A 5,077-nucleotide genomic window follows, 5' to 3' on the forward strand; every position below is an offset into this window, starting at 1 on the left:
CCAACTACGCCGCCGCGAACGCCGCCCTCGACGCCCTCGCCGCCCGGCGCCGGGCCGCCGGGCGGCCCGCGGTCTCCCTGGCCTGGGGCCTGTGGGCCGAAGCGGGCGGCATGGGCGGCGGACTCGGCGAAGCCGACCTGGCCCGCCTCGCCCGGAGCGGCATCAAGCCCCTGCCCACCGCCCTCGGCCTGGAACTCTTCGACCGGGCCCTCGGCTCCGGCCCGGCCCTCCTGGCACCCGTCCTCCTCGACCTGCCCGCCCTGCGCGCCGCCGCCCGGGAGACCGCCCCCGCCGCCCTGCTGCGGGGCCTCGCCCCGGCCCGCACCCGCCGGGACGAGACCGCCGGACTGCCGCTCGCCGGCCGGTTCGCGAGCATTCCCGTCGCCGAACGGGAGCGCACCGTCCTGGAGTTCGTCCAACAGCAGGTCGCCGCCGTCCTCGGGCACGCCTCGCCCGGCGGCATCAGCCCGGCCCGCGCCTTCAAGGACCTCGGCTTCGACTCCCTGTCCGCCGTCGAACTCCGCAACCGCCTCAACCAGGCCAGTGGCCTCAGACTGCCGCCCACCCTGGTCTTCGACCACCCCACCGCGGCCTCCGTCGCGGAACTGCTCCTGTCCGAACTCGGCGGCGCCGACGAGGCCGCCCCCGCCCGGACCCCCGCGGAGCAGCAACTCGACCGGCTGGAAAGCCTGGTCACCACCCTGGAGGGCGCCGAGAAGGCGCACGTGGCCGACCGGCTGCGCCTCCTCCTCGACACGATCACGGGCAGCGGCGGCGCACCGCGCACCGGCGACCGCATCGAAGCGGCCAGCACCATGGACGAGGTCCTGGAGCTGCTGGACGCCGAGTTCGGCGGCGCGTAGCCATGCCCGATTCCACCACGCAACGAACAGGACCACGGGGGATGAGCACCGAAGTGAGCGACGCCCAGCAGCAGGAGAAGCTCGTCCGGTACGTCAAGCGGCTGGCCGGGGACCTCGACACCGCCCGCACCCGCCTCAAGGAGTACGAGGACCGGGCCGGAGAGCCCCTCGCCGTCGTCGGCATGAGCTGCCGCTACCCCGGCGGCGTCACCAGCCCCGAGGAGCTGTGGCAGCTCGTCGCCGAAGGCCGCATCGGCACGGCCTCCGAGTTCCCCGCCGACCGCGGCTGGGACCTCGACAACCTCTACGACCCCGACCCCGACCACACCGGCACCTCCTACACCACCGGCGGCGGGTTCCTGGACCGCGCCGACGAGTTCGACGCCGAGTTCTTCGGGATCAGCCCGCGCGAAGCCCTCGTCATGGACCCCCAGCAGCGCCTCCTCCTGGAGACCTCCTGGGAGGCCTTCGAGGACGCCGGCATCGACATCACCACCCTGCGCGGCAGCGACACCGGCGTGTTCTGCGGAGTGATGTACCAGGACTACCAGTTCGTCGCGGGCACCAGCGACCGGCGGCCCGAGGTCGAGGGCTACCTCTCCATCGCCTCCGCCGGCAGCGTGGCCTCCGGCCGCATCAGCTACACCTTCGGCTTCACCGGCCCCGCCGTCACCGTCGACACCGCCTGCTCCTCCTCGCTGGTCGCCGTGCACCAGGCCGCGCAGGCCCTCCGCGCCCGGGAGTGCTCCCTCGCCCTCGTCGGCGGCGTCACCGTCCTCGCCCGCCCCAGCATCTTCGTCGAGTTCAGCCGGCAGCGCGGGCTGTCCCCCGACGGCCGCTGCAAGGCGTACGCCGACGCCGCCGACGGGGTCGGCTGGGCCGAGGGCGCCGGACTCCTCGTCCTGGAACGCCTCTCCGACGCCCGCCGCAACGGCCACAAGGTCCTCGCCGTGATCCGCGGCTCCGCCGTCAACCAGGACGGCGCCAGCAACGGCCTCACCGCCCCCAACGGCCCCTCCCAGGAACGCGTCATCCGCCAGGCCCTCGCCGACGCGGGCCTGCGCCCCGCCGACGTGGACGCCGTGGAGGGCCACGGCACCGGCACCCCCCTCGGCGACCCCATCGAGGCCAAGGCGCTCCTCGCCACCTACGGCCGCGAGCGCGAGCACGGCCCCCTGCGCCTGGGCTCCGTCAAGTCGAACATCGGGCACACCCAGGCCGCCGCCGGCGCCGCGGGCATCATCAAGATGGTGATGGCGCTCCGCAACGACGAGCTGCCCCGCACCCTGCACGTGGACGCCCCCTCCACCAACGTGGACTGGACCGCCGGCGAGGTCAGCCTCCTCACCGAGGCCCTGCCCTGGCCCGCCGGGGACCGGCCGCGCCGCGCCGGCGTCTCCAGCTTCGGCGTCAGCGGCACCAACGCCCACGTCATCATCGAAGAGGCCCCCGCCGAGCCGTCCGCCGCGCCCGTCACCGACGGCGCCACGGCCCCGCAGGCGGAAGCGGCGCCCGCCCCGCAGGCCCCCGAGGCCCTTCCGGTGCTGCTCTCCGCCGGCTCCGAGGCCGCCCTGCGCGCCCAGGCCGACCGACTCCGCGCCCTCATGATCGCCAAGCCGGAGCTGTCCGTCCCGGACATCGCCTTCTCCTCGGCCGTCACCCGCGCCCACCTGGAGAAGCGGGCCGCCGTCGTCGCCACCGACCGCGGCGCCCTCCTCTCCGGCCTCAAGGCCCTCTCCGAGGCCGAGCCGGCCCCGCACGTCACCGAGGGCCGCGTCACCGGCGGCCGCACCGTGTTCGTCTTCCCCGGGCAGGGCGCCCAGTGGCAGGGCATGGCCGTGGACCTCCTGGAGTCCGCGCCCGTCTTCGCCGCCGAGATCGCCGCCTGCGCGAAGGCCCTCGCTCCGCACACCGACTGGGACCTCGAAGCGGTCCTCCGCGGGGCCCCCGGCGCCCCCACCCTGGACCGGGTGGACGTGGTCCAGCCCGCCCTGTTCTCCGTGATGGTCTCGCTGGCCGCCCTCTGGCAGTCGTACGGCGTCGTCCCCGAGGCCGTGCTCGGCCACTCCCAGGGCGAGATCGCCGCCGCCCACGTGGCGGGCGCCCTCAGCCTGGAGGACGCGGCCCGCGTGGTCGCCCTCCGCAGCCGCGCCATCCGTGAACACCTCGCCGGGCTCGGCGGCATGGCCTCCGTGGCCCTGCCCGTGGACCGCGTCGAGGAGCTCATCGCCCCCTGGGACGGCCGGATCTCCGTGGCCGCCGTCAACGGCCCCACCGCCGTGGTCGTCTCCGGCGAGGCCGGTGCCCTCGACGAGCTCGCCGTCGTCTGCCAGGAGACCGGGGTCCGCCTCAACCGGGTCTCCGTGGACTACGCCTCGCACTCCGCGCAGGTCGCCGCCATCGAGACCGAACTCCACGAGGTCCTCGCACCCATCGTGCCGCGCCCCGGCCGGATCCCCTTCTACTCCACCCTCCGCGAGGAGTTCACCGACACCACCGAGCTCGGCGCCGACTACTGGTACCGCAACCTCCGCGGCCAGGTCCGCTTCGAGTCCGGTGTCCGAGCCCTCCTCGACCAGGGCCTCAACTGCTTCGTCGAGGTCTCCCCGCACCCCGTCCTCAAGGTCCCCGTCGAGGAGACCGTGCAGGCCGTGGACGCCGCCGACCGGGCCGCCGTCCTCGGCTCCCTGCGCCGCGGCGAAGGCGGCTTCCCGCGCTTCGCCCGCTCCCTGGCCGAGGCCCACGGGGCCGGCGTTGCCGTGGACTGGCACACCTTCCACGCCGGTACCGGCGCCACCCGGATCGAGCTGCCCACCTACGCCTTCCAGCGGCAGCGGTACTGGATGATGCCCGGCACCACCGGCGACCCGGCCGCCGCCGGACTCGGCCGCTTCAGCCACCCCGTGCTCGCCGCCGCCGTCCGCGTCGGCGACCGCGACGAGACCCTCTTCACCGGCCGCGTCTCCCAGGACTCCCAGCCCTGGACCCAGGACCACGCCGTCTTCGGCACCGTCCTGCTGCCCGGCGCCGCCCTCGTGGAGGCCGTCCTCGCCGCCGGCGCCGAAGCGGGCGCCCCCGTCATCGACGAACTCGTCCTCCAGGCCCCGCTGGTCCTCCCCGAGGAGGGCGCCCGCCAGGTCCAGGTGATCGTCGGCGCCGAGGACGCCGACGGGCTCCGCGAGGTCGCCCTCTACTCCCGGCCCGAAGGCTCCGACGAGCCCGCCGTCCGGCACGCCCAGGGCCGCCTGACCGGCCACGCCGAACCGGCCCGCCCGCTCGGCGCCCAGTGGCCGCCCGCCGGCGCCCGACCCGTCCCCGTGGACACCCTCTACCCGCGCGCCGTGGCCGCCGGCTACGAGTACGGCCCGCTCTTCCAGGGCCTGCGCTCCGCCTGGCGGTCCGGCGAGGACCTGTACGCCGAGATCGCGCTGCCCGAGGGCGCGGGCGGCCAGGGCTTCGGCATCCACCCCGCCCTCTTCGACGCCGTCCTGCACGGCGCCCTCGTCGAGCGCGACCTCACCGCCGGCGTGGACCTGCCGTTCTCCTGGTCCGGGGTCCGGCTCGGCCGCGGTACCCCCGGTCCGCGCCTGCGGGCCCGCATCGCCCCCGGGGAGGGCTCCGCCCTCCGCATCGACGTCTTCGACGAGCAGGGCGCGCCCGTCGTCACCGTGGACGAGCTGACCGTGCGCCCCGTGGACCGGGCCGCCCTGGAAGGCGGCCCCGGCGCGGGCCAGAACGCCCTGTTCCGTCTGGACTGGACCCCCGCCGTCGGACTCGCGCCCTGGCCCTCCGCCGCGGTGGCCGTCCTCGGCGCCGGCGACGCGGCCGGAGCCCCCGGCGAGCGCTACGCCGACCTGGCGGCCCTGGAGGCGGCCGTCGCCGACGGCACCCCGGTGCCGGACGTCGTCGTCGCCCCCGCCCTCGCCGGCACCGACGGCGACGCCGCCGCCCGGGCCCGCGAGCTGACCGCCCGCACCCTGGACCTGATCCAGCGCTGGCTGGCCGCCGACTCCCTGGCCGGGGCCCGCCTGCTCTTCCTCACCCGGGACGGCGTCGCCGTCGGCGACCAGACCGCCGATCTCGCCCAGTCCCCGGTGTGGGGCCTGGTCCGCACCGCCCAGTCCGAGCACCCCGGGCGCTTCACGCTCGTCGACGGGGCCGGGGACGGCGTCAGGGCGGCCGCCGGCCGCGCCGGGGGCGGGGCCGACGGCGTC

At 76.2% G+C, this 5,077-nt stretch carries 1 protein-coding gene and 1 pseudogene; both read left to right on the forward strand.

The features are described 5' to 3' along the window. A partial coding sequence (locus tag ABTZ17_RS36210) for a phosphopantetheine-binding protein (protein WP_352200074.1) occupies positions 1-863 on the forward strand: 863 nt, incomplete at its 5' end. A gap of 161 nt (positions 864-1,024) precedes the next feature. Beyond that, positions 1,025-5,077: pseudogene (locus ABTZ17_RS36215) on the forward strand (type I polyketide synthase); the annotation flags it as partial.

Source organism: Streptomyces sp. NPDC097619 (assembly GCF_040302735.1).
Lineage (GTDB): Bacteria > Actinomycetota > Actinomycetes > Streptomycetales > Streptomycetaceae > Streptomyces.